20 protein-coding genes and 1 tRNA gene are annotated in these 20,548 nt (G+C 75.1%); 14 read left to right on the forward strand and 7 right to left on the reverse strand.

All coding sequences use genetic code 11. From position 1 onward, the window contains the following. Positions 1-236: 236 nt before the first annotated feature. On the reverse strand, positions 237-1,334 hold the full coding sequence (locus tag ACIP60_RS15675) for an ABC transporter ATP-binding protein (RefSeq protein WP_100837645.1): 1,098 nt from the start codon (positions 1,332-1,334) through the stop codon (positions 237-239). A 300-nt stretch (positions 1,335-1,634) separates the two neighbouring features. Between ACIP60_RS15675 and ACIP60_RS15680 the strand changes: the two genes are divergently transcribed. Then, positions 1,635-1,708 (forward strand) — tRNA-Thr (locus ACIP60_RS15680). A 94-nt stretch (positions 1,709-1,802) separates the two neighbouring features. Here ACIP60_RS15680 and ACIP60_RS15685 read toward each other — a convergent pair. The 6 genes from ACIP60_RS15685 to ACIP60_RS15710 all read right to left on the reverse strand — a co-directional run bounded on the left by ACIP60_RS15685 (position 1,803) and on the right by ACIP60_RS15710 (position 8,035). Further along, complete coding sequence (locus ACIP60_RS15685) at positions 1,803-3,143, reverse strand: MFS transporter (RefSeq protein WP_400684062.1); 1,341 nt, start codon at positions 3,141-3,143, stop codon at positions 1,803-1,805. Next, positions 3,140-4,015, reverse strand: coding sequence for a PIG-L deacetylase family protein (locus ACIP60_RS15690; protein ID WP_400684064.1), 876 nt, complete (start codon positions 4,013-4,015; stop codon positions 3,140-3,142). The genes ACIP60_RS15685 and ACIP60_RS15690 overlap by 4 nt, the downstream gene beginning before the upstream one ends. Then, complete coding sequence (locus ACIP60_RS15695; protein ID WP_400684066.1) at positions 4,012-5,271, reverse strand: hypothetical protein; 1,260 nt, start codon at positions 5,269-5,271, stop codon at positions 4,012-4,014. Before ACIP60_RS15695 ends, ACIP60_RS15690 begins: the two co-directional genes overlap by 4 nt. A gap of 63 nt (positions 5,272-5,334) precedes the next feature. Next, the gene (locus ACIP60_RS15700; protein ID WP_400684068.1) at positions 5,335-5,916 is read right to left on the reverse strand and encodes a GNAT family N-acetyltransferase; all 582 of its coding nucleotides are present in this window, start codon (positions 5,914-5,916) and stop codon (positions 5,335-5,337) included. A 107-nt stretch (positions 5,917-6,023) separates the two neighbouring features. After that, positions 6,024-7,166 (reverse strand): class I SAM-dependent methyltransferase, encoded by a 1,143-nt coding sequence (locus ACIP60_RS15705; RefSeq protein ID WP_400684070.1) that lies wholly within the window; start codon positions 7,164-7,166, stop codon positions 6,024-6,026. Positions 7,167-7,369: 203 nt separating this feature from the next. Further along, positions 7,370-8,035, reverse strand: coding sequence for a histidine phosphatase family protein (locus tag ACIP60_RS15710; RefSeq protein WP_400684073.1), 666 nt, complete (start codon positions 8,033-8,035; stop codon positions 7,370-7,372). 361 nt (positions 8,036-8,396) lie between these two features. Between ACIP60_RS15710 and ACIP60_RS15715 the strand changes: the two genes are divergently transcribed. The 13 genes from ACIP60_RS15715 to ACIP60_RS15775 all read left to right on the forward strand — a co-directional run bounded on the left by ACIP60_RS15715 (position 8,397) and on the right by ACIP60_RS15775 (position 20,547). After that, complete coding sequence (locus ACIP60_RS15715) at positions 8,397-8,564, forward strand: hypothetical protein (protein ID WP_400684075.1); 168 nt, start codon at positions 8,397-8,399, stop codon at positions 8,562-8,564. A 70-nt stretch (positions 8,565-8,634) separates the two neighbouring features. Continuing rightward, a complete protein-coding gene (gene ribA, locus ACIP60_RS15720; protein WP_400684210.1) occupies positions 8,635-9,318 on the forward strand; it encodes a GTP cyclohydrolase II in 684 nt (227 codons plus the stop codon). 42 nt (positions 9,319-9,360) lie between these two features. Then, positions 9,361-9,879, forward strand: a complete 519-nt coding sequence (locus ACIP60_RS15725) for an NADPH-dependent FMN reductase (RefSeq protein WP_400684078.1) — start codon at positions 9,361-9,363, stop codon at positions 9,877-9,879. Between the two features lie 3 nt (positions 9,880-9,882). Further along, positions 9,883-10,992 carry a bifunctional diaminohydroxyphosphoribosylaminopyrimidine deaminase/5-amino-6-(5-phosphoribosylamino)uracil reductase RibD gene (gene ribD, locus ACIP60_RS15730; protein WP_400684081.1) on the forward strand — a complete coding sequence of 370 codons (1,110 nt, stop codon included), beginning with the start codon at positions 9,883-9,885 and terminating at the stop codon, positions 10,990-10,992. Next, positions 10,989-11,882, forward strand: coding sequence for an LLM class flavin-dependent oxidoreductase (locus ACIP60_RS15735; RefSeq protein WP_400684084.1), 894 nt, complete (start codon positions 10,989-10,991; stop codon positions 11,880-11,882). The genes ribD and ACIP60_RS15735 overlap by 4 nt, the downstream gene beginning before the upstream one ends. Continuing rightward, a complete protein-coding gene (locus ACIP60_RS15740; protein ID WP_400684086.1) occupies positions 11,879-13,048 on the forward strand; it encodes a hypothetical protein in 1,170 nt (389 codons plus the stop codon). Before ACIP60_RS15735 ends, ACIP60_RS15740 begins: the two co-directional genes overlap by 4 nt. Before the next feature lie 17 nt (positions 13,049-13,065). Then, a complete protein-coding gene (locus tag ACIP60_RS15745) occupies positions 13,066-14,250 on the forward strand; it encodes a glycosyltransferase family 2 protein (RefSeq protein WP_400684088.1) in 1,185 nt (394 codons plus the stop codon). Between the two features lie 157 nt (positions 14,251-14,407). Next, positions 14,408-15,391: a helix-turn-helix domain-containing protein gene (locus tag ACIP60_RS15750; protein WP_400684091.1), complete on the forward strand. Its 984-nt coding sequence runs from the start codon at positions 14,408-14,410 to the stop codon at positions 15,389-15,391. A 102-nt stretch (positions 15,392-15,493) separates the two neighbouring features. Beyond that, on the forward strand, positions 15,494-16,294 hold the full coding sequence (locus tag ACIP60_RS15755) for an NUDIX domain-containing protein (protein WP_400684094.1): 801 nt from the start codon (positions 15,494-15,496) through the stop codon (positions 16,292-16,294). 141 nt (positions 16,295-16,435) lie between these two features. Further along, entirely contained in the window at positions 16,436-17,467 is a 1,032-nt protein-coding gene (locus ACIP60_RS15760) for a LuxR C-terminal-related transcriptional regulator (protein WP_400684097.1), read from the forward strand. A 680-nt stretch (positions 17,468-18,147) separates the two neighbouring features. Continuing rightward, the gene (locus ACIP60_RS15765; protein ID WP_400684100.1) at positions 18,148-18,318 is read left to right on the forward strand and encodes a hypothetical protein; all 171 of its coding nucleotides are present in this window, start codon (positions 18,148-18,150) and stop codon (positions 18,316-18,318) included. 65 nt (positions 18,319-18,383) lie between these two features. Beyond that, on the forward strand, positions 18,384-19,166 hold the full coding sequence (locus tag ACIP60_RS15770; RefSeq protein WP_400684103.1) for a hypothetical protein: 783 nt from the start codon (positions 18,384-18,386) through the stop codon (positions 19,164-19,166). Positions 19,167-19,350: 184 nt separating this feature from the next. Then, complete coding sequence (locus ACIP60_RS15775; protein ID WP_400684106.1) at positions 19,351-20,547, forward strand: hypothetical protein; 1,197 nt, start codon at positions 19,351-19,353, stop codon at positions 20,545-20,547. Position 20,548 lies beyond the last annotated feature (1 nt).

The raw sequence follows: 20,548 nt of genomic DNA on the forward strand, positions 1-20,548 counted from the left end.
CCGCCATCGGGTTGACGCCGCGTCCGCGGGAGTGACGGAAGCGTCCGGGGAGCGTCACTATCGCGGCCGGAAGTGTCCGGGGAGCGCCGGACCGTCGGGAGCACCGGGAACGCCGGAACCCCCTGCCGACCGCCGTGGGCAGGGGGTTCCGTGGAAGAAGCGGAGAGCGGGGGGCGGGCGCCGCCGTCAGGTACGGCGCCCCTCCTCCCGTGCTCTCGTCTGCGTCTGCTTCAGCTTCAGCGGCTGAGGCGCTTGCCGCCCTCGGCCTCGGTGGTGAACACGTGCGGCTCGTTGCCGACCGGCACGATGTGGATGGTCTCGCCGCGCTGCGGGATCTCGCGGCTGTGCACGCGGACCACGATGTCCTTGTCCTCGCCGGACACCTGGGTGGTGCCGTACACGTAGCCGTCGGCGCCGAGCTCCTCGACCACGTTGACGGTGACCGCGACGCCCTCGAGGCCGCCGGCCGGGACGACCTGGAAGTGCTCGGGGCGGATGCCGACCACGACGCTCTTCGCGTCGCCGGCCTTGGCCAGGTCCTCGCGGGCGATGTTGATGATCGAGCCGCCGAACTTCACGCCGCCGTCGACCAGCGGGACCTCGATGAGGTTCATCGCGGGGGAGCCGATGAAGCCGGCCACGAACAGGTTGCCCGGGCGGTCGTACATGGCGCGCGGGGCGTCGACCTGCTGCAGCAGACCGTCCTTGAGGACCGCGACGCGGTCACCCATGGTCATGGCCTCGGTCTGGTCGTGGGTGACGTAGACCGTGGTGATGCCCAGGCGGCGCTGGAGCGAGGCGATCTGGGTACGGGTGGACACGCGGAGCTTGGCGTCCAGGTTCGACAGCGGCTCGTCCATCAGGAAGACCTGCGGCTGGCGGACGATCGCGCGGCCCATCGCGACACGCTGGCGCTGACCGCCGGAGAGCGCCTTCGGCTTGCGGTCCAGGTACTGGGTCAGGTCGAGGATCTTGGCGGCCTCTTCGACCTTGGTGCGGATCTCGGCCTTGTTCACGCCGGCGATCTTCAGGGCGAAGCCCATGTTCTCGGCGACGGTCATGTGCGGGTACAGCGCGTAGTTCTGGAACACCATGGCGATGTCCCGGTCCTTCGGCGGCAGGTGGGTCACGTCGCGGTCGCCGATGCGGATGGCGCCCTCGTTCACGTCCTCCAGGCCGGCCAGCATGCGCAGCGAGGTCGACTTGCCGCAGCCGGAGGGACCGACCAAGACGAGGAACTCGCCGTCCGCGATCTCCAGGTCGAGCTGGTCGACGGAGGGCTTGTCGGCACCCGGGTACACACGGGTGGCCTTGTCGTACGTCACAGAAGCCATGGTGCTTCGCTCCTTCACCGGCAGGAACGTGCCGGACGATCCGAGTAAAGGTGGATGTTCTCGCCGCCGCCCCGGCAACTCCCCACTGGTCTGAACCACTGGTGCCGGGCCCGGCTCCCCGCGACGCTACCTGGCAGTTCATCCTTTTGTCAGCCCTCTGCCGCCCCCGAGTTGGCATCGATCCGGTCACACCCCCTCCCACCCGCCCCCGCACGCCCCGCACAACCACCCCACCCCCCGCGCCCCCGCCCGGTACACTGCCCACTGGTGCCGCCGTGGATCTCCGCGGACGGCCACCGCGCCTCCTTAGCTCAGCTGGCCAGAGCACCGCTCTTGTAAAGCGGGGGTCGTCGGTTCGAACCCGACAGGGGGCTCCGCGAGCAAAGCCGCAAGACGTGCGACAAGGGCCAGGTCACCGGGGTTGTCCCGGGGCCTGGCCCTTGATCGTGGTGTGGATCGGGCGGGTGGTCAGGGAGTGGGGGGTGACCAGTGGGCGGCCAGGCGGTAGCCGAGACCGCCGGTGGTGACGAGGGTGGCGAGGAGGGTCCAGAAGACGGCGGGGTGGTGCTCGATCAGGGTGCCCACCAGGAGGGGGCCGGTGATGGCGGAGAGGGCCCAGGTGAGGTTGAAGAGGGAGAGGTAGCGGCCGCGGGCTTCGGGTGGGGCGGCAGTGGCCGAGATGGCGGTGGTGGCCGGGCCGGCCAGGATCTGGCCGGCGGTGAAGAGTAGGACCGCGGTGTAGACCACCGCCACGGTGGCTGGGCCGCGACCGGCGGCGCCGAAGGCCAGGAGGGCGATCGAGCCGAGCATCAGGACGGCGGCCCAGGAGATCACTCTGGCCCGGGGGTACGCCACCACCCTGGCCGTCACCAGGGACTGGGCCAGCACGATCACGACGGCGTTCACCGTCAGGGCGGTCGACGGCAGCCAGGCGGGTAGCCGGTCCACCTCGACCAGGTAGACGGGCAGGACCACGGTCGGGATCAGCCAGCCGAACGCGAAGGCGGTCTGCGCCGCCATCAGGGCCAGCAGCACCCGGTCCCGGAAGAGGGTCCGCCAGCTGTCCCACCATCCCGTCCGGTCCGGTGGGAGTGGGCTGTCGGAGGCCGTCGCCGCGGCCGGCGGTCGTGCGGTCGGAGCCGCCGTCGTTCTCGTGCCGCGCGGGGCCAGCAGCAGGAACGCCGCGATCACGCTGGTCGCGGCGTTCACGGCGACGATGAACACGGCCGCACCGGACCAGCCGCTGCCCAGCAGCAGCCCTCCGGCCGCGCCGCCAATGCCCACGCTGGCGTTGGTGCCCGCGGTGGTGAAGGCGTACCAGCGGTCGAGTTCCGCGCCCTCGGCCAGGTCCGCGACGAAGGCGGGCCAGGAGGCGAAGTACAGGCGTTCGGCGCAGAGCACCACCAGCATGCTGCCAACCAGGGAGGGCAGCGAGTCCACCAGCAGATAGCAGAGGTAACCGGCCGCGGCCAGGAGGTTGTTGGCGATCAGCGAGGTGCGGGGGCCCCAGCGGTCGACGATCGTGCCGGCCACCGGGGCGGCGGGCAGGGAGAGCACGGTGGCGATGCTGGTGCCCAGGCCGACCTGGGCGATCGTCAGGTCGGTGGTCAGGATGAAGAACAGGAAGGACAGCGGGACGAACATCCCGACGCCGAACGCGTCGAGCACGGTGGCGGCGACGATCCGCCCCTGGCCGGCGAGCGTGGGAAGGCCGAGGCGCCGCCGCAGCCGGGCGGCCCGGGTGTCCGGCGCGTCACCGACCGCCCCGGGGTGCTGCGGGTCGGTCACGTCGGCGGGGGACAGGCTCACCGGCCGCCGCCGTTCCGTGCTCCGGCCGACGAGGCGCCCGCTGGCGCTGGTGCGGGTGCGGACGCGGCCAGGTCCGACAGCGCCGCCCGGGCTCCGTGCAGCGGCCACCAGTACTCCAGCTCCAGGTTCGAGGGGTTCAGCAGTTGGCCGCGCACTTGGCGGTCCATCACGTCGACCTGGGTGGCGTGGGTGCGGATCGCCGCCGCCTTGGCGACGGCGGTGCTCTCCGGGAGCCGGGTCTCCCCGGCCCGGTGCCGCCCCGCGGTGGCCCGGGGGAACTGCTCGGCGGCCCAGGCGGCGAGCGGTTCCGGGCGGTCGTTGGTCCAGGCGAACCCGTCCCGGGTGCCGGCCGCCCGCAGGTGGTTGCTGATCTGGAACAGCTGGTACGGGTACTCGGCGTACAGCACCACCCGGGGCGACGGCCCCTCGTCCGCGAGTTCCGCGCACGCCGCCAGGCCGGCGTCCCGGACCAGTACGTGGTCGGGGTGGCCGAGCAGCCCGGCGGGCAGCCAGACCTCCCGGGCCGGGTCCGCGTCCGCTCCGACCGGTGACCCGGCCCGGACGCGGGCCGCCAGGTCGGCCGACAGCTGCCGGGGGGTCTCGCCCGGCCGGTACTGCCCGTCCAGGTAGGGCCACTGTTCCGGGACGAGGCCGAGCGGGGCGAAGGACCGGAGGTCCTCCGCACGGCGTTCCAGGGCCAGTTCGCGCGAGCCGGCGGCACCGAGCGCGCGGTCCCAGTCGGTGAGCAGCCCCGGGTCCTCGGGCACCCCGGCGAACACGGTCACCACCGCGCTCCCCGGACCGAGGGCGCCGTAGCAGGACAGCACGGCGTCATCGGCGTGCGGGGAGAACACCAGGCGTCGGATCGTCACGTGAGGTCCTCCGCGTCGGGCCTGCGGAGCCAGATCCGTTCGGCCGGTGCCGGGATCGGGCCGGACGGGTCGAGGGCGGCCGGCGGGCCGTGCCGGCGCCTGCGGGTGCGGCCGGCCTCGACGCCGTCCGCGACCAGGTCGGTCAGCCGGTCGGCGTGGCGGACCGCCCAGCGGTGCACCGGCCCGAGGCTGTTGGTGCCGCCGAGGGCCAGGGTGCGCAGGCCGGCCCGGACGAGCGGGTCGTCCGCGGTCGGGCCGTCCGGGGGCGCGGACACCCCCAACAGGTAGCCCGCGTACCAGAGTTCGGTGCGCAGGCTGGGGTACTCGACGGGCTGTCCGGGGAGTCGTCCGGCCTGTTCGCGGCGGCCCGCGGCGTCGTGCGCCAGCCCCGTGCCGCGCAGGTACTCCCGCACCGGCAGGTGGCGCGGCCCGTCGGGGTGGGGGAGCACCGCGTGCGCCTCGCCGCGGTGCAGGTGCACCAGCAGGGCGGCGGGGTACGGCGAGGACTCCCACGGCTGCCACGCCGGGGGCCGGGCCGAGGCAGGGGGCGAGGCCGCCGTTCCGGCTCCCGCGGGTTCGGCGTGGTCCGCGAAGCAGGCCGAGTGGCGGGGGCCGTGGGTGTCGTTGCCGACCAGGCTCCGGTCGCCGAGGTGCTCCACCAGGTGGGGCACCGAGATCAGCACCCGACGGCCCCGGGAGGCGAGTTCGCGCTGCAGTACGACATCGTCCGGGGCGGTCTCGGCACTGTCGGCAGGAACCGCCGCGAGCAGGGCGAGCACGTCGGCGCGCGGCAGCAGCAGGGCCAGCGAGGGGGTCCACTCACCCGGGACGGCCGGTGCCCAGCCGGCTCCGGCCAGGGCGGCGGCCCGGGTCGCCGCACCGTTCCAGGCGTTCCAGTTGGCGTAGAGGGCGAGCGGGCGGTCCGGGTGGGCGGCCACGGCGGCGTCGAGGCGGGCGGCGAAGTCGCGGCAGAGGGCGACGTCGTCCTGGAGGACCAGGTGGTGGGTGGCGTCGGCGGGCATCGCCGCCCAGGCCGCGCGGGCGGCGCGCAACGTGGTGGGCGGCCCGTCGGGGTGCGGGTCGACGGCGACCGCGGCGGGCCATCGCGGGAGCGCGGCGGCGAGGGCGCGGGCGTGTCCGAGGCGTTCCGGGTGGGTCATCACGGCGACGCTGATGACGACCGGACGACGGCCGGCGGCCGGTGCGATCGGTGACCCGAGGGTCGAGCCGGTCGGCGGGGCGGTGGTCGGTGTCATCGTCCGGCCGCCCCGGTGGGGCGGCCGGACGGTCGGTGGCGGTGCGTCATGGGGTTCCCCGCTTCAGAGTTCGATGCCGTCGCGTTCGATTCGGGTGCCCGCCGGCCAGGCGGTGAGGGCGGCGGTGACCGGGAGGACCATCGGCCGGGCGGTGGTGACCAGGGCGGTGAGTTCGTCGTCCGGCTCGTAGTGCCGGGTGTCGGTGCCGTCGAGTGCCGTCCAGCCCACCGAGAGGTAGTAACCGAGCACGCTGGTGTGGCAGTTGAGGTAGCCGAACGGAATCCGGAGGGCGGCCAGGGCGGCCTGGGTGCGGTCGGCCATCTCCCGGCCGACGCCGGTGCCCTGGAGTGCGGGGTGGACGGCCACCAGGCCGACCTCGCCGACCAGTTGGTCCGTTCCGCCGACGCGCAGGAAGCGGCGCAGCAGGCCGGTGTGGGCGACCGGGCGGCCGTCGATCCGGCCGATCAGCCGGCGCTCCGGCCGGGCACCCGCCCAACTGCGGCCGTCGCGGAACTGCTCGGTGGTGTACGGGAAGGACTCCCGCAGCAGGGCGTTCATCTGGTGGTGCAGCTCCGGGGGGACGTCGTTCTCGGGGGTCAGTTCCCAGGTGACGGTGCGGAGTCCGGCGGGTGCGGTGGTGGTCATGAGGGGCTCCGGAAGGCGGTGGGAGCGGGACGGGGCCGGTCGGGGACCGGGACGATCGACGGGCGGCGGACAGCAGCGGCGGACGGGAGGCAGGCAGCGGCCGCCGGTCAGCGGGCGGCCCGGGCGCGGCGGCGGCACACCAGGCCGACGCTGCCGCGCTTGCGCTGGTACATCAGGCCGTCGACCAGGAAGTCCAGACGGGCGCCGAGCAGTTCGTGCTCGGACTCGATCCGCCAGCAGGCCGCGCCGGGGCCCTCGAAGTAGGGGCGCAGTTTGGTTTCGAGGAGTTCGCGCGGTGCGGTGACCAGCAGCAGGTCGGTGGCCAGCGACTCGGTCACGGCGGGGTCGTCGAGGTAGTAGAGAACTTCGGCGAGCAGGTAGGCGTCGGCGGGTGTCCGGGTGGTCCGGGCGAGGTCCTCGACGGTGTCGGCGGTCACCGTGGCTCGTCCGGCGAGCCGGTGGGCGGCCCGTTCGCGGAAGTCGTCGGCGGGTTCGGTGGCGGTGACGTTCAGGCCGGCCTCGCAGAGCAGTTCGCTCAGCGCACCCTCGCACGCGCCGGCCTCCACCACGCTGGCCCCGGGGTGCGGCAGCGCGGCGCGCACCCAGTCGCGGGTGGCGGTCATCCGCTCCCGCTCGTAGGGGGAGCGGGCGAAGTCCCAGGGGTCGCGGGGCACCTCGACCAGCGGATCGGAGCTGTAGACGAGGTAGTAGAGGTGCTCGGCGCGCTCGCGGTCGAGATGCAGGAAGCTCTCGCAGGACGGCGCGGATTGGGTGAGGTGGTCGCGTCCGGCAGTGGCGGACGGCAGCGCTCCGGATTTGAGGTCCGCCAACAGGGCTAGTTTTGACCGCAGTTGGCGCTCGGTCAGCGGGTGCGCCTCGTCGATCAGGAACTGCGAGTGCCCGGCGTGGCCGAGGCTGTGGCGGACCGGTCCGGCAGCGGCCGCGGCCGCGGCCTGGGCGGCGGCGAGTCCCGAACGGGCCTGCTCCGCGCGCCAGTCGGCGGGGTTGTGGGCCCAGTGGGTGTCGTCGGACGAGACCTGTCCGGGCGACCAGGTCGCGGCCGGTCCGGGCCGGGTGCAGGCCCGGGCGAGGTGGCGGACGCGGGTGGCCGCGTCGGCGGCGGGCAGTTCGACGTACCGCCACCCGTCCCCGGTGAGGACGACCGCTGCCGGTTCGTCGGCCCGGTCCAGTACGGAGAGGAACTCCGCTGCCGCGTCGGGCACCTGGTGGGCGAAGACGATGTTGGCCATGGCTTCCTCTCCGTCGCTGGGGCGGTGGGCGGTGGGCGGTGGGTGTGCGGGCCCGTCCGGGCGGCGGCGCGGACGGGCCGGTTCGCCGACCGCCTCACTCTCGCCGGTCCGTCCCCCGGGCCGCCACGGTCCGGGCTGGCCGGACCCGGCCGTGCCTGATCCGGCCAGCGGCCCGGGGTCGGTTCGACCGCGGACGGTTGCGATCACCGCAGGTGGGAGGTGTCGTTGTAGAGGTGCATGGCGGTGCGCGGACCGGTGTGCACCAGGGCGGAGAAGGACGCCGGGGACAGGTACATCGCGTGCACCGCCCCGGCGGGGGCGCCCAGCGCCCCCGCCATCAGGGTCTTGATCGGTGTGACGTGGCTGACCAGCAGCAGGCGGCGGCCCGGGTGGCGGGCCAGCAGGGCGTCGCGGGTCGCGGCGGTCCGCTCGGCGACCTGGGCGAGCGACTCGACGGCACCGGTGGGTGCCGCCCCCGACTCCTGCCAGGCCCGCAGGTCCGCGGGGTGGCGGGCCCGGACCTCGTCCAGGGTGAGGCCCTCCCAGTCCCCGAAGTCGGCCTCCCGCAGCCCGTCCTCGATCCGCACGCCCAGCCCGAGCCGTTCGGCCGCGGCCTGCGCGGTCTGCCGGCAGCGCCGCAGCGGGGAGCTGATCACGGCGTGCACGGGGGCCTCGGTGAGCAGGGCGGAGGCGCCCGCCCGCGCGGCCTGGTCGAGGCCGGCGGCGGAGAGCGCGGGGTCGGTACCGCCGCTGCCGGAGAACCTCCGGTCCGGGGTCAGTGCGGTCTCGCCGTGGCGCAGCAGGAGCAGGGTGGTCGGCGGGTCGGACAGGGCGGGAGCGGCTACTCGGCCGTTCGGTGCGCTGGTCATTTCCTCACCCTAGCCGGGCCCATTGAGCGCAATGCGCGGCCGGAAAGTCCCGGCCGTCGGAAAATCGTGCGGAAACGGCGGACCGTGCGGCCTATCCGGCCATCCTGTCCGGTTCCGGCACGAGCTGCGCGGACCGCGACAACTCCGGCGGACCGGGTTTCCCGGGGCATGTCGAGGCCCGCCCGGCCTGCTCCTGTCCGGATCAGGCATGGCAGGGTCCGGCCACCGGCTTCGGTGGCGGAAGCCTTTCCGTCCGAGGGACAGTTAGCCGTCGAGCGAATCCGGAACTTCCCCGGAGCGTGGAACCGCCGGAATTTCCGGACATCCTTTCCGAACGCTCAAGAATTCCTTGGAGAATTTCATGACGAAGACCAGAACGCCCTCCTGGACCGCCGGGATTCTCGCCGTGGCCGCGGCCGCGGTCCTCTTCCTCGGCGGCCCCGTGCAGGCGGCCGACGACCTGCCGAACAGCGCGGCGGCCTGCCCGGCGAGCCTGATGTGGGACGCCGTCACCTCCACCTGCCGTTGACCGAAACCCTGCCGGAGCATCCGCCGCTGGCCGGCGGGAGAGAGGACGAGCGATGTCCGTAGTCGAGACGATGCCCGAAACCGGGACGGGAGCCGCGGCCGGGGCAGGCACCGGGACGGTGTCCGCGCGGATCCGGGCGACCGTGCCCGTGCCGATCCACCTGAACGGCGGCGACACGGTCGCCGCCCGGCTGCACACCTTCCACGGCCTGAGCGACCCCGGTGAGCACCTCGCGATCACCCTCGGCGAGGACCGCCCCGACCCGGATCCCGTGCCGCTGGTGCGGCTGCACTCCGAGTGCCTGACCGGCGACGTGCTGGGCTCGGCGCGCTGCGACTGCGGCCCGCAGTTGCACGAGGCGGTGCGCCGGATCGGCGCGGTCGGCGGCTGCGTGCTGTATCTGCGGCAGGAGGGCCGCGGCATCGGCCTGTACAACAAGCTGGACGCCTACCTGCTGCAGGACGCCGGGTTCGACACCTACGCGGCCAACGAGGAACTGCAGCTCGCCCCGGACTCCCGGGACTACCGGGCCGCCGCCGAGATGCTCCGGCTGCTCGGCCTGACGCGGATGCGGCTGCTGACCAACAACCCGGAGAAGGCCGCCCAACTCGCCCGCTACGGGATCGAGGTGGCCGCGGTGGTGCCGACCGGGGTGTTCGTCACCGAGGACAACCGCTCCTACCTGGAGACCAAGGTCAGGGTGACCCGCCACACGCTGGCGCTCGGCGGCCCGACAGGCCGGTCCGCGAGCTGACCCGCACCCGAGCAGGACGACCAGGACGACCAGGAGGACGGCATGGGAACACTGATACTGATGGGCAGCGAGCGTGTGGACTCCTACACGGCGGCGCTCTCCCGGGCGATCGCCGACGCGCTGGAGTCGGCCGGGGCGGACACCGAGACGGTGCCCGCCGGGGACCCCGCAGCGGCCGACCAGGCGGGGCTGCGCGAGCGCATCGCCCGGGCGGAGGCGGTGGTGCTGGTCTCTCCGGTCTACCACGGCGGCTACTCGGCACTGCTCAAGGCGGTGCTGGACCGGCTGCCGGGCGACGCGTTCGCCGACAAGCCGGTCGCAGTCGCCGCGCACGGCAGCGGGCCGCGCACCGGCAACGTGGTGTGCGACCAACTGCGCACGGTGGCACGGGCGATGGGCGCCTGGGTGGTGCCCACCCAGGTCGCCGGCTGTCCCGACGACTTCCACTCGGTCGGCGGTGCGCCGACCGGACCGGATGCCGAACTGGCCGACCGGTGCATCCTGGTCGCAGGTGAACTGTTGCGGCTGGGCGCGGCGTTCCGCGCCCCGGCGGGGGTGTAGGCCGTGCGCGAGCGGGCCGAGCAGAGCGCCATGCGGCGGGCCGTGGAGCTCGCCGCCGAGCGGCTGGGACGGACCGGCACCAATCCCACGGTGGGCTGCGTCGTCCTGGACGAGCGGCTGAGGGTGGCCGGCGAGGGGTCGCACCTGCGCGACGGCGAGCCCCACGCCGAGGTGGTGGCCCTGGCCGCGGCCGGCCCCCGGGCCCGCGGCGGCACCGCCGTGGTGACCCTCGAACCGTGCGCCCACACCGGCCGCACGGGCCCGTGCGCCGAGGCGCTGCGGGCTGCCGGGGTGGCCAGGGTGGTGTATGCGGTGGCCGACCCGACGCCGTCGGCCGCGGGCGGAGCGGCGGCGCTGGCCGCCGCCGGGGTCGCCGTCGAGGGCGGGCTGCTGGCCGCTGAGGCGGCGTGGGCGAACCGCTACTGGCTGACCGGCGCCACCCGGCTCCGGCCTTGGGTGACCTGGAAGTTCGGGGCGACCCTGGACGGCCGGATCGCCGCCGCGGACGGCAGCTCGCGCTGGATCACCTCCGGGGCGGCTCGCTCCGAGGCCCACCTGCTGCGGGCCCGGCACGACGCGGTGCTGGTCGGGGCGGGCACGGTCCGCGCCGATGACCCGCACCTGGGGGTGCGGCACGGGGTGGCCGGCCCCGCCCCGGTGCGGGTGGTGGTGGCCTCCGACCCGGCCCGGCTGCCCGCGACGGCGCGGGTGTTCGACGGGTCGGCGCGGACCGTGCTGGCCGTGCCGGAGCGGTTCGCGACCGCCGCCGCACCGCCCGGTGCGGACCTGCTGCCCGTCGGGTCCTCCGCCGGGCAGGTCGACCCGCGGGCACTGCTGTCCGCCCTGCTCGGCCTGGGCGTCCGCTCGGTACTGGTCGAGGGCGGTCCGCGCACCGCGGCCCGGTTCCTGGCCGCCGGGTGCGTGGACGAGGCGGTGGGCCACTTGGCGCCCGCGCTGCTCGGCGCCGGGCCCGCTCCGCTCGGCGACCTCGGTATCGGGAGCATCGCCGGGGCGCTGCGCTGGGAGTTCCGGTCCGCCGAGCGGGTCGGACCCGACCTGCGGGTGTCCGCGGTACCCACCGGGTCGGTCGGGTCGGGCGGGTGGTCGCGGTGAGGACCGGCATCCTGCTCCCGCTGTACGACGACCCCTGGCAGCACGGTCGGCGCCACCTGTACGAGGCGGCGGAGCTCGGCTTCACCGGGGTGTGGACCCGCGACGTCACGCTGACCGAGAACGACGGCGCGGACCGCGCGGTGGCCGGCGACCCGGTCGCCGACCTGGCCCACGCGATGGGCACCGGACTGCCCTTCGAGGAGTTCGGCACCGCGATCCTGTGCGCCGGCTACCGGCACCCGCTGAGCATGGCCCGCTCGGTGGTGATGCTCCAGCAGCTTTCCGGCAACCGGCTGGTCCTGGGGATCGGCGCGGGCTCCCGGGCCAACGTCAACGCGCTGTACGGACTGGACCCGCAGACCCGGCGGCAGAACCTGCTGGAGACCGTGCGCACCCTGGACGACGTGCTGCGCCGGGACGGCCGCGGCCTGCCCGACACCGTGCGGTTCGAGAAGCCCCCCGGCTTCCAGGCCCCGCCGCTGCTGCTGGCCAGCGGCGACCCGGGCGTGCTGTCCGCGCTCGGGCCGTACCTGGACGGCCTGATGGTGCCCGGCCTGGCGCCGGAGCGGCTGTCCGACGCGGGCGGCCCGCCCTCCGCCGGGGCCGCCGCACTGCCCCGCACCATGCAGCTCAGCCTCGCGGTCAGCACCGCGGACCGGGACCGGCCGGTCGGGGTGCGCGACCTGGGCCGGATCACGGTGGTCGAGGTCGGCGCCCGGCTGCTCGGCCCGCTGCTGGAGCGGTACGTCCGGGACGGTCTCGAACGGCTGGTCCTCCACCTGCCGTTCGACGACCTGAGCGGGCGGCAGTTGGCCGTGCTGGCCGAACGGACCCGGGAACTGGCCGACCCCGTCCCGGTCGGTGCGACCCCGGCCCGCACCGCGCCGTGACGCCCGTCGTCAGCGTGGCGGTGGCGGGCGGGACGGCCCGCCCGGAGGCGGTGGCAGCGCTGACCGCCCGGCTGCGCGGACTCGGTCCGGTCCGGGTGGTCCGCGGCGACCCGGCGAGCGTCCCCGTCCGGGCCTGGCGGGCCGCGGCCACGACCGGTTCGACGCACCACCTGGTGGTCCGGGACACCGCCGAGCTGGCACCCGCGTTCACCGCCGAACTCGCCCGGGCGGTGGCCGGACACCCGCGCTCCGCCCTCGCGCTGCACGTGGAGCCCGACTCGTGGAACGCGGGTGCGGCCCGGCTGGCGGCGCTGCGCGGCTGCGGCTGGGCCGCCGCAGTGCCGCAGGACTGCCTGCCGCCGACCGCCGTCCTGCTGCCGTCCGACCTGGCGCTCGCGTTCTCCGGCTTCGCGGACGCGGCGCTGGCCGCGGGCGGCTCCCCCGACGGCCTGCTGCCGGAGTTCGCCCGGCGGCACCGGCTGGACACGCTGGTCCACGCCGGCGGCCTGGCCACCCTCCGGGCCGCGCCCGGCGCCCCGCCCCGGCCCTCGGCCGAGGTGTGCGCCGGGCCGTCCGAGCGGCCGTTCGGCGGCCCGCTCGCCGACCGGGTCAGCCCGCTGCCCGAGGTGCTGCCGCGCCTGCACGCCGGACGGGCCCGGATCTCGCTGTGGGACCCTGCCGCCAGCACCTGGCGGCGGGCGTCCTGGAGCCGGTACATGGCCCGGTCCGGCCGGAACTGGCCGGGTGCGGCCCCGGCCGCGGCGTTCGTGGCGATCACCGACCGGCCGCCGCCCGCCGAGCGCGAGCGGGTCCTGCCGCTCACCGAGGTGGTCCGCTACGGGCTGGCGCTGGGCACCGTCCTGGGCCGCGCGCCCGCCGAGACCTCGGCGCTGGAGCTGCGCCCCTGCCTGTGCGGTGCCGTCCTGGACGCGGCCGGCCCGGTGCCGGCCCGGGACTGGCCGGACGCCTGGACCGACGAGCTCACCGACGTGCTCTGGCGGGCGGTCGGCGTCGGGGCCCGGCTGCGCGCACACCACGGGGTGGAGCGCTGGCCGCCCGAGGAACTGCGCGACCTGCCCGCGGAGGAGCCGCCGTGCGGCGGACCGGGGACCGCCGGGCCGTCCCACCGGGGCGGCCGGCCCGTACCACCGACCCATTGCCCGTGAGGAATTCGGAGACCACCATGTCCTGGCTTCGCGCCACCGACCCGCCGGTCGCGGCCCGCCTCGTCGCGGACGCGCTGGTGATCCATGCGGACCCGCACGCGCGGGCCGCCAACCCGTACCACTGGTACCGCACGCAACCGCTGACCGAGGAACTGGCCCGGCTCGCGGGTGACGAGGACGCCGCGCCGTTCGTCCCGGCCGCCCGGCGGCTGCTGGCCGAACCGGAGCGGCCCGAGCACCACCGCGCCCTGGTGGCCGCGCTGGTCCCGATGATCGAGAAGTTCCCCGAGCGGATGCGGCCGCTGACCGAGTTGGCCTGGCGGACGGCGCAGCGCGGCCGGATCGGCCACCACCTGGGCGCGGCCGTCGGCCCGGACCTCCGGCCCGCCCCGGCCGACCGGCCCGGCACCGGGGCTGCGGCCCGGACCACCGCCCCGGGCCGGGCCGCGCAGGTGGTGGTGCCGTTCCGGGACCGCGGCGTGGACGGGCACCGGCTGCGCAACCTGCTGGCCTGCCTGGCCGCGCTGCGCGACCAGGACCCGGTGCCGGGCGGGTACACGGTGACGGTGGTCGAGGCGGACGAGGTGCCGCGCCGCCGGGCGGAGATCGAGGGGGCGGCCGACGAGTACCTGTTCGCGCCGCACCCCGGCGCCTTCAACAAGGCCTGGGTGGTGAACGCCGGCGTGGCCAACTCCGCGGTGGAGGCCGAGACCGTCTGCGTCTTCGACGCCGACCTGCTGCCCGACCGCGGCTTCGTCGCCCGGAGCCTGGAGCGGTTCCGCGCCCCGGGCACGGGCGCCTTCCTGCCGTACCGCGACATGCTGTACCTGGACGAGGAGTCCAGCCGGCGGGCGGTGCACGCCCGGGGCCCGGGCGGGGCGCCGGCGCTCGATCCGGCCGGGCTGCGCGGGTTCTGGATGCGCCGACCGGTGGGCGGCTGCGTGTGGCTGACCCGGGAGGTGTTCGACCGGATCGGCGGGATGGACGAGCGGTACGAGAGCTGGGGCGGCGAGGACGTGGACCTGGTGCTGCGGCTGCAGGCGGCGACCGCGCTGTACAGCTACGACGATTTCATGGTGCACCTGCACCATCCGGTCAAGGCGCTCCAACCGGACGAAGCCCGGCGGAACGACGAAATCCCCTACATGACCTGGAAACCGGTGAATCCGATCGGCCGGCTGGACCGCTATCTCGCGGGCTGAGCAATCCGCTGGGAACTTCGGCGAAAACCTTTGACACCACGCGCACCAGTGGTCTAGACCTACACCGCAAGCGATCATGTTGGTCGGAAGGTGGGGGATACCGTGCGCATGATGAACGGCTTCGATCGAATACGTCGCACACCGGACGCGTCCTGACATGCAGGCCGAGCTGAAGTCGTTCGGCCTGAGCGAGGCGGCGAGCCGGGTCTACCAGGCGCTGCTGCGCAACCCCGAGGCACCTGCGGCCGACCTCTCCGCCGAACTCGACCTGTCCAGGGGCGAGGTCCGCTCCGCCTATCAGGAGCTCACCCGGCTCTCGCTGCTCCGCTCCTCCTGGGACGACCCGCTCACCATGCGCCCGGTGATCCCGGAACTCGGCCTCAAGGCCCTGCTCGCCCACCGGGAGGCGGAACTCCTCGCCCACCGGCAGGAGGTGGAACGGGCCCAGGCCGCCTTCGAGGTGGTCCGCGCCGAGTCGGCCTCCGGCCGGCGCTTCACCCAGACCGAGGACCTGGTCGGCGTGGACGCCATCCGCGACCGGCTGGCCGAACTCGGCGCGCGCACCCGCTCCCAGGTGCTGGCGTTCATCCCCGGCGGCGGGCAGAGCGAGTCCGCCCGCCGGTCCAGCCGCCCGCTCGACGAGGAACTGCTGCTGCGCGGCGTCGAACTGCGCACCATCTTCCTGGACTCGGTTCGCAACCACCAGCCCACCACCGACTACGCCCGCTGGCTGGGCGAGCGGGGCGGCCAGGTGCGGACCGTGCCCTCGCTGCCGATGCGGATGATCGTCGTGGACCGCGAGGCCGCCATCGTCCCGCTCGATCCCGAGCGCAGCGACACCGCGACCGTGCTGTACGGCAAGGGCGCGATCGCCGCCATGTGCGCCCTGTTCGACCTGGTCTGGTCGGGCGCCACCCCGCTCGGCGACACCAGGAGCCGGGACCGGAACGGCCTGTCGGGCCAGCACTACGCCCTGCTGCGGATCCTCCACCAGGGCGACACCGACGTGGTCGCGGCCCGCAAGCTCGGCATCTCCGAACGCACCGTCAGGCGGCTGATCTCCGAGGTGATGGACCTCCTGGAGGCCCGCAGCCGGTTCCAGGCCGGTGCCCGCGCCGCCGAACTCTCCTGGCTGCACTGACCGCGCCGAACCATGCTGACCGCGCCGAACCGCGCCGAACCGTGCCGACCGCGCGGCGGGCTCGTCGGGGGAGCGCCCCCGGGCACCCGTTACCCTCCCCGCATGCAGCTGTCACGGATCGTGGTACCGGCCCGCAACCCCCGCGAACTGGCCGGGTTCTGGGCCGACCTGCTCGGCGGGGCGGTGGTCGAGGAGGAGGCGGGGCGGGTGCGGGTCGTGCTGCCGGGGGCGCCGGGGCTGCCGGGGCTGTGCTTCCGGCCGGTCGGGCCGGGCGGGGGCGGCGGCCGGGTCCGGCTCGACCTGGTGGTGCCGGACGTCGCGGTGCTGCGGGTGCGGGCGGTGGACGGCGCGGGTGGGCCGCGGGTGTCCGTGACCGATCCCGAGGGCAACGAGCTGTGCTTCCACCCGGAGGAGCCGAGCCGGGTCGAGCTGCCCGCGGCGGTCGCCAAGGTCCGGGTGGTGTTCACCGACGCGGACGGCCGGGTGCTGCTGGTGCGGCTGAGGTCCGCGGCGGGCGGCCCGCACTGGGGGCTGCCCGGCGGCACCGTGGAGGCGGGCGCGGAGACGCCCCGGGCGGCGGCCGTCCGGGAGGTGGCGGAGGAGCTCGGCCTGGACCGCGCCCCGGGCCGGCTGCTGGCCGTGGACTGGGTGCACCGCCCCGGCGACCGGCCCCGGGCGGTGCAGGTCTTCGACGGCGGCCCGCTGACGGAGCCCGAGCTGGCCCGGATCCGGCTCGACCCGGGGGAGTTGGCCGAGTGGCGGCTGTGCGGGGCCGACGAGGCGGCGGCGCTGCTGCCGCCCGCCGGGTGGGGGCAGCTGTCCCGCGCGCTCGCCGCGCGGGCCCCGGGACGGCCGCCGGCCGAGCTGGTGGACGGTGCCCCGGCCGCGGGAGAGGGCCTCTGACCTGGTGTTGTCCGGCTCTCCGGACACCCTCCCCTGGTGTGGACATGCCCCCCGCCGACTACCATCGCTGCGGGCGGCGGACGCGGGGAGATCCCTCGACATGCGGCGGCCCGCGACGTGTACGTGGAGAGGGTGCGAGAGATGCGTGCATTGGGCGACGGCAGGGGAGAACCCGGAGCGGAGCAGGGGCGGCTCTCCACCCTGCTGGGGCTGAACGACCGCCTGCTGGAGGTCTACCGCACGGTGGTCGCCCGCCCCGGCTGGGGGGTCCCCGAGATCGCCCACCAGCTCACGATGGCCGAGACCGAGGTGCGCACCTGCCTGGACGGCCTGGCCGAACTCTCCATGCTGTACGCGCCGGAGGACTCCGCCGGCCCCGTCGCGCTCAACCCCGAGATCGGGCTGGCCGCGCTGCTGAACCGGCGCGAGAGCGAGATCCGGGCCCAGCAGGCCCAGCTCGCCGACGCCCGCAGCGAGGCCGCCGAGCTGGCCGCCGTCTACTCGGCCCACTGGGGCCAGCGCGGCAACCTCAGCCTGGAGCGGCTGGACGAGGTGGCCTCGGTCCGGGCCCGGCTGGCCGAACTGGCCGGGCAGGCGCGGCAGGAGCTGATGTCCTTCATGCCGGGCGGCGCGCAGAGCCGGGAGGCGCTGGACGCCAGCCGCCCGCTGGACGAGCGGACCCTGGCCGCCGGTGTCCGGATCCGCACCCTCTACCTGGACAGCGTCCGCAACGACCGGGCCACCACCGAGTACGCCCACTGGCTGGCCGGCCTCGGCGGCGAGATCCGCACCATCCCGTCGCTGCCGATCCGGATGCTGATCGTGGACCGGGAGACGGCGCTGCTCCCGGCCGACCCGAAGAACACCAAGGTCGGCGCCGTCATGGTGCGCGCGCCCGGGGTGCTGGCCGCGCTGGTGCACCTCTTCGAGGTGTCCTGGCAGCAGGGCCAGCCGCTGGAGGGGGTGCGGCCCGGCAAGCAGGACGGGCCGACGGCGCAGGAGCTGGAGCTGCTGCGGCTGCTGGAGGCGGGCAGCACCGACCAGGTGGCGGCCCGTCAGCTCGGCGTCTCGCTGCGCACGGTGCGGCGGATGATGGCGGACCTCACCGGCCGGCTCGGCGCCCGCAGCCGCTTCGAGGCCGGGGTGCTGGCGGGCCGGGCCGGCTGGATCTGACCGGCCGGTGGCCGTGTGCTGCCATGGCAGTTAGCGGCCTTTCGCGGGTCCGTTTCCCGGGCGGCGCCGTGCCACCATGGACAGCCGTGTATGCGATACATATCCGGTTCGGCGTTCCGAGCCCCGATGCCGGTCCGGACCGCGTTCCGGACTCCGTTCCGGGCCGCGCGGCCGACCGCGCGGTCGGCCCCGCAGCCGGAGCCGCGGCCGATCCCGTCGCGGGTTCCTGGGACATCAATGACGTCGCGCGGGAAATGTCCGCCCACCCCTCGGACTGTCTCGTGCAACATGTCTACGCGCCTAGAACGAGTGGTTCCGGACATTTGGGAGTCATCTACCTCACCGGGCCGAGCGCGCGCATAGCGGGCGAGCGGGTTCTCGCGGTGGTCCGGCAGCTGCTCCGGGGCGGTGCCGTACGTTCCGATTTGGTCGTTTCCGGCGGTATGGGACTTGCCGGTCTGTGCGACGGAACGGTGCGCCTGGCGTGGTGAATGGCACCTTGTTGCCTGGGCAGCATGAGGCCACCGGGCAGACCTGGAGCGACGCCCGGAAGATGTGTCACCTTTGATTCGTGGCGGTCAGGTGAATTCTTGGAATCAGGGGGCGGCGGGAATGCCGCAATTCTCCTCCGGGAAGGCCGGTCCCCAGTGAATTCGACGTCCCCGCGAAAAGGATCCCCCATGTCTGTGCGCTTCCTGACCTCGCTCGTCCTCGCCGCGGCGGCCGCCGCCGTGCTGGGGGTCGCGACGGCGGAGCTCCCGACCGCCGCCGGGACCGGGACGGCCGCCGCCGAGGCCGCGGCGCCCGCCGGGACGGCGACGGTCGCCGCCGGCAGCTGGGGCTGGGACTGACCGGACCGGACGCCCGCCGCCCCACCGCCGGCCCGCCACCGGGCCCCGCGCCCAGAGGAGCACCCATGAACCGAGCCGTGGACGACACCCCGGCGGGCGGCGGCACCAGCCCGTCGCCCCGGCTCCGCGACCGGATCGCGGCGGCCCTGGTGGAGCTGGAGCGGCTGCACCGCGAACTGGAGTCGCTGCGCCAGCCGGCCGCGATGCCGCTGCGCGAACGGGTCAGCGGTGGTCGCCGGGGCGGCGGCCCGGGCTTCGACGAGGAGGCCAGCGCCGCCCGCACCGGCATCACCGGGACGCTGGCCTGCTGGGCCGGGGCGGTCGCCGACCGGCTGCCCGCCGCCCCGGCGCCCGCCCGGGAGGCCGGCCCGCTGGCCGCGTTCCTGCTGCGCCACCTCGACGCGCTGCTCGCCCTGCCGGCCGCCGACGAGGCCGCCGACGAGTTCGGCGCGGCCGCGGCGGCGGCGCGCGGGGTGCTGCGCCGGCGCGGCGCGGACGCGGTCCTGCTGGGCCGCTGCCCGCGGCCCGGCTGCGGGAGCCCGGTGGAGGCGTCGACGGCCGGGCCCCGGCCCGGCGGCGCGGTCCGCTGCGCGGCCGGGCACGACTGGCAGGTCGGCGAGTGGCTGGCCCTGCGCCGCACCCTGACCGCCCCCGGCGCCCACGGCGGCCCCGGCGCCCCGGCCGCGGCCCGCCCGCGCACCCTGCCGACCCGGCTGGCGGCCCAGGCCGCCGGGGTCTCCGAGGCGACCGTCCGCAAATGGGCCAGCCGCGGAAAGCTGACCCGCTACGGCGACTTCTCGCGGGCCGAGTACGACGTCGACGAGCTGGCGGCGCTGGCCGCCCGCTGAGGACCGATAAAAAATTCCATACCGGAAGGGCCTTGGCGAGCACACCCCCGGTGCTCTCCGGGGCCATTTCGGCGTTCCCCGGGAATGCTTTTCCGATGGTTGACACCGCGAGATGCAAAGTGTCACACTCCTGCCGACGGAAGAAGTGTCTGAATTTCCGGACGAAGCAGGTTTCATGGCAAGCGTGCATTCCGAATTCCTCGCGTACGCCCGCCGGTGCGTCCCCTTCTACCGAGAACTCGGCGCGGACGCCGACTTCCCCCTGGTGGGCCGGGCCGAGCACCAGGCGGAGGGCGGGCGGTTCCGCCCGGAGGGGGCCGGCGAACCGGAGCACCGGATATCCTCCAGCGGCACCACCGGGCAGCCGCTGGAAGTGGCCCTGGACGAATCCGCCTGGTACGCGGTGAACCACCGCTTCTTCGCCCAGATCCGGGAAATCGCCGGACTGCCCGGGGAGCTCTTCTCTCGCGGCGCGCCCGCGGTCCTGTTCGTCAGCAACAAACCCGGACGGCCCACTTTCGTCCGCCCGCTCCCGGCCCTGAACGACGGGCTCTACCTGCGCCTGCAACTGCCCGACGCGGGGGCGTCCGTCCCGGCCGTCCTGGCCCGGTTCCCGGCCCCGGTCCTGTACGGCAAGCCGACCTACCTGCTGGACCTGCGCACCGAACTGCTCCGGCAGGGCATGGCGCGGGCGCCCTGGCGGCCCCGGCTGCTGCTGACCAGCGGGGAGCCGCTGCACCCCGACGACCGGGCCCGGCTCACCGGCTACTTCGGCGCGCCCCTGGTGGACGCGCTGGCCTCCACCGAGGGCGGCCTGATCGCCGCCACCGCGCCCGACGAGCGGGTCTACCGGGTGCTGGGCGAGAACGTCCGGCTGGAGGTCCTCGACGCGGCGGGCCGGCTCGCGCCCTCCGGGGCCGGCGAGCTGGTGCTCACCAACCTGGTCAACCGCAGCACCGTCTTCGTCCGCTACCGCACCGGCGACTTCGCCGAACTGGAGACCGCCGCCGACGGCACGCAGCGCCTGCTGCGGCTGCGCGGCCGGGAGCCGGGGACGGTGCCCTTCCGCACCGGCGAGCTGCCCGCCGACGAGGTGACCCGCGCGGTCGGCTCCGTCCCCGGGCTGGCCGACTTCCGCTTCGAGCTCGGCGGCGGGCGGCGGACGCTGCTGCGCTGGACCGCCGAGCCGACCGGGCCCGCCGGGGCGGGGGAGCCCGCCGACCCGGCGGTGGTGGCCGGCCTGCTGCGCGAGGCGCTGGCCCGCCTGCTGCCCGGCGAGGACCCCGAGCTGGAGCAGTGCGAGCGGATCACCCCGCCGGGCGGGAAGAAGCGCCGCTTCCAGCTCCGGCCCGAACCGACCGGCGCCACCCAACACACCTAGG

Origin of the sequence: Kitasatospora sp. NPDC088783, from assembly GCF_044750705.1 — a bacterium.
Classification (GTDB): domain Bacteria; phylum Actinomycetota; class Actinomycetes; order Streptomycetales; family Streptomycetaceae; genus Kitasatospora; species Kitasatospora fiedleri.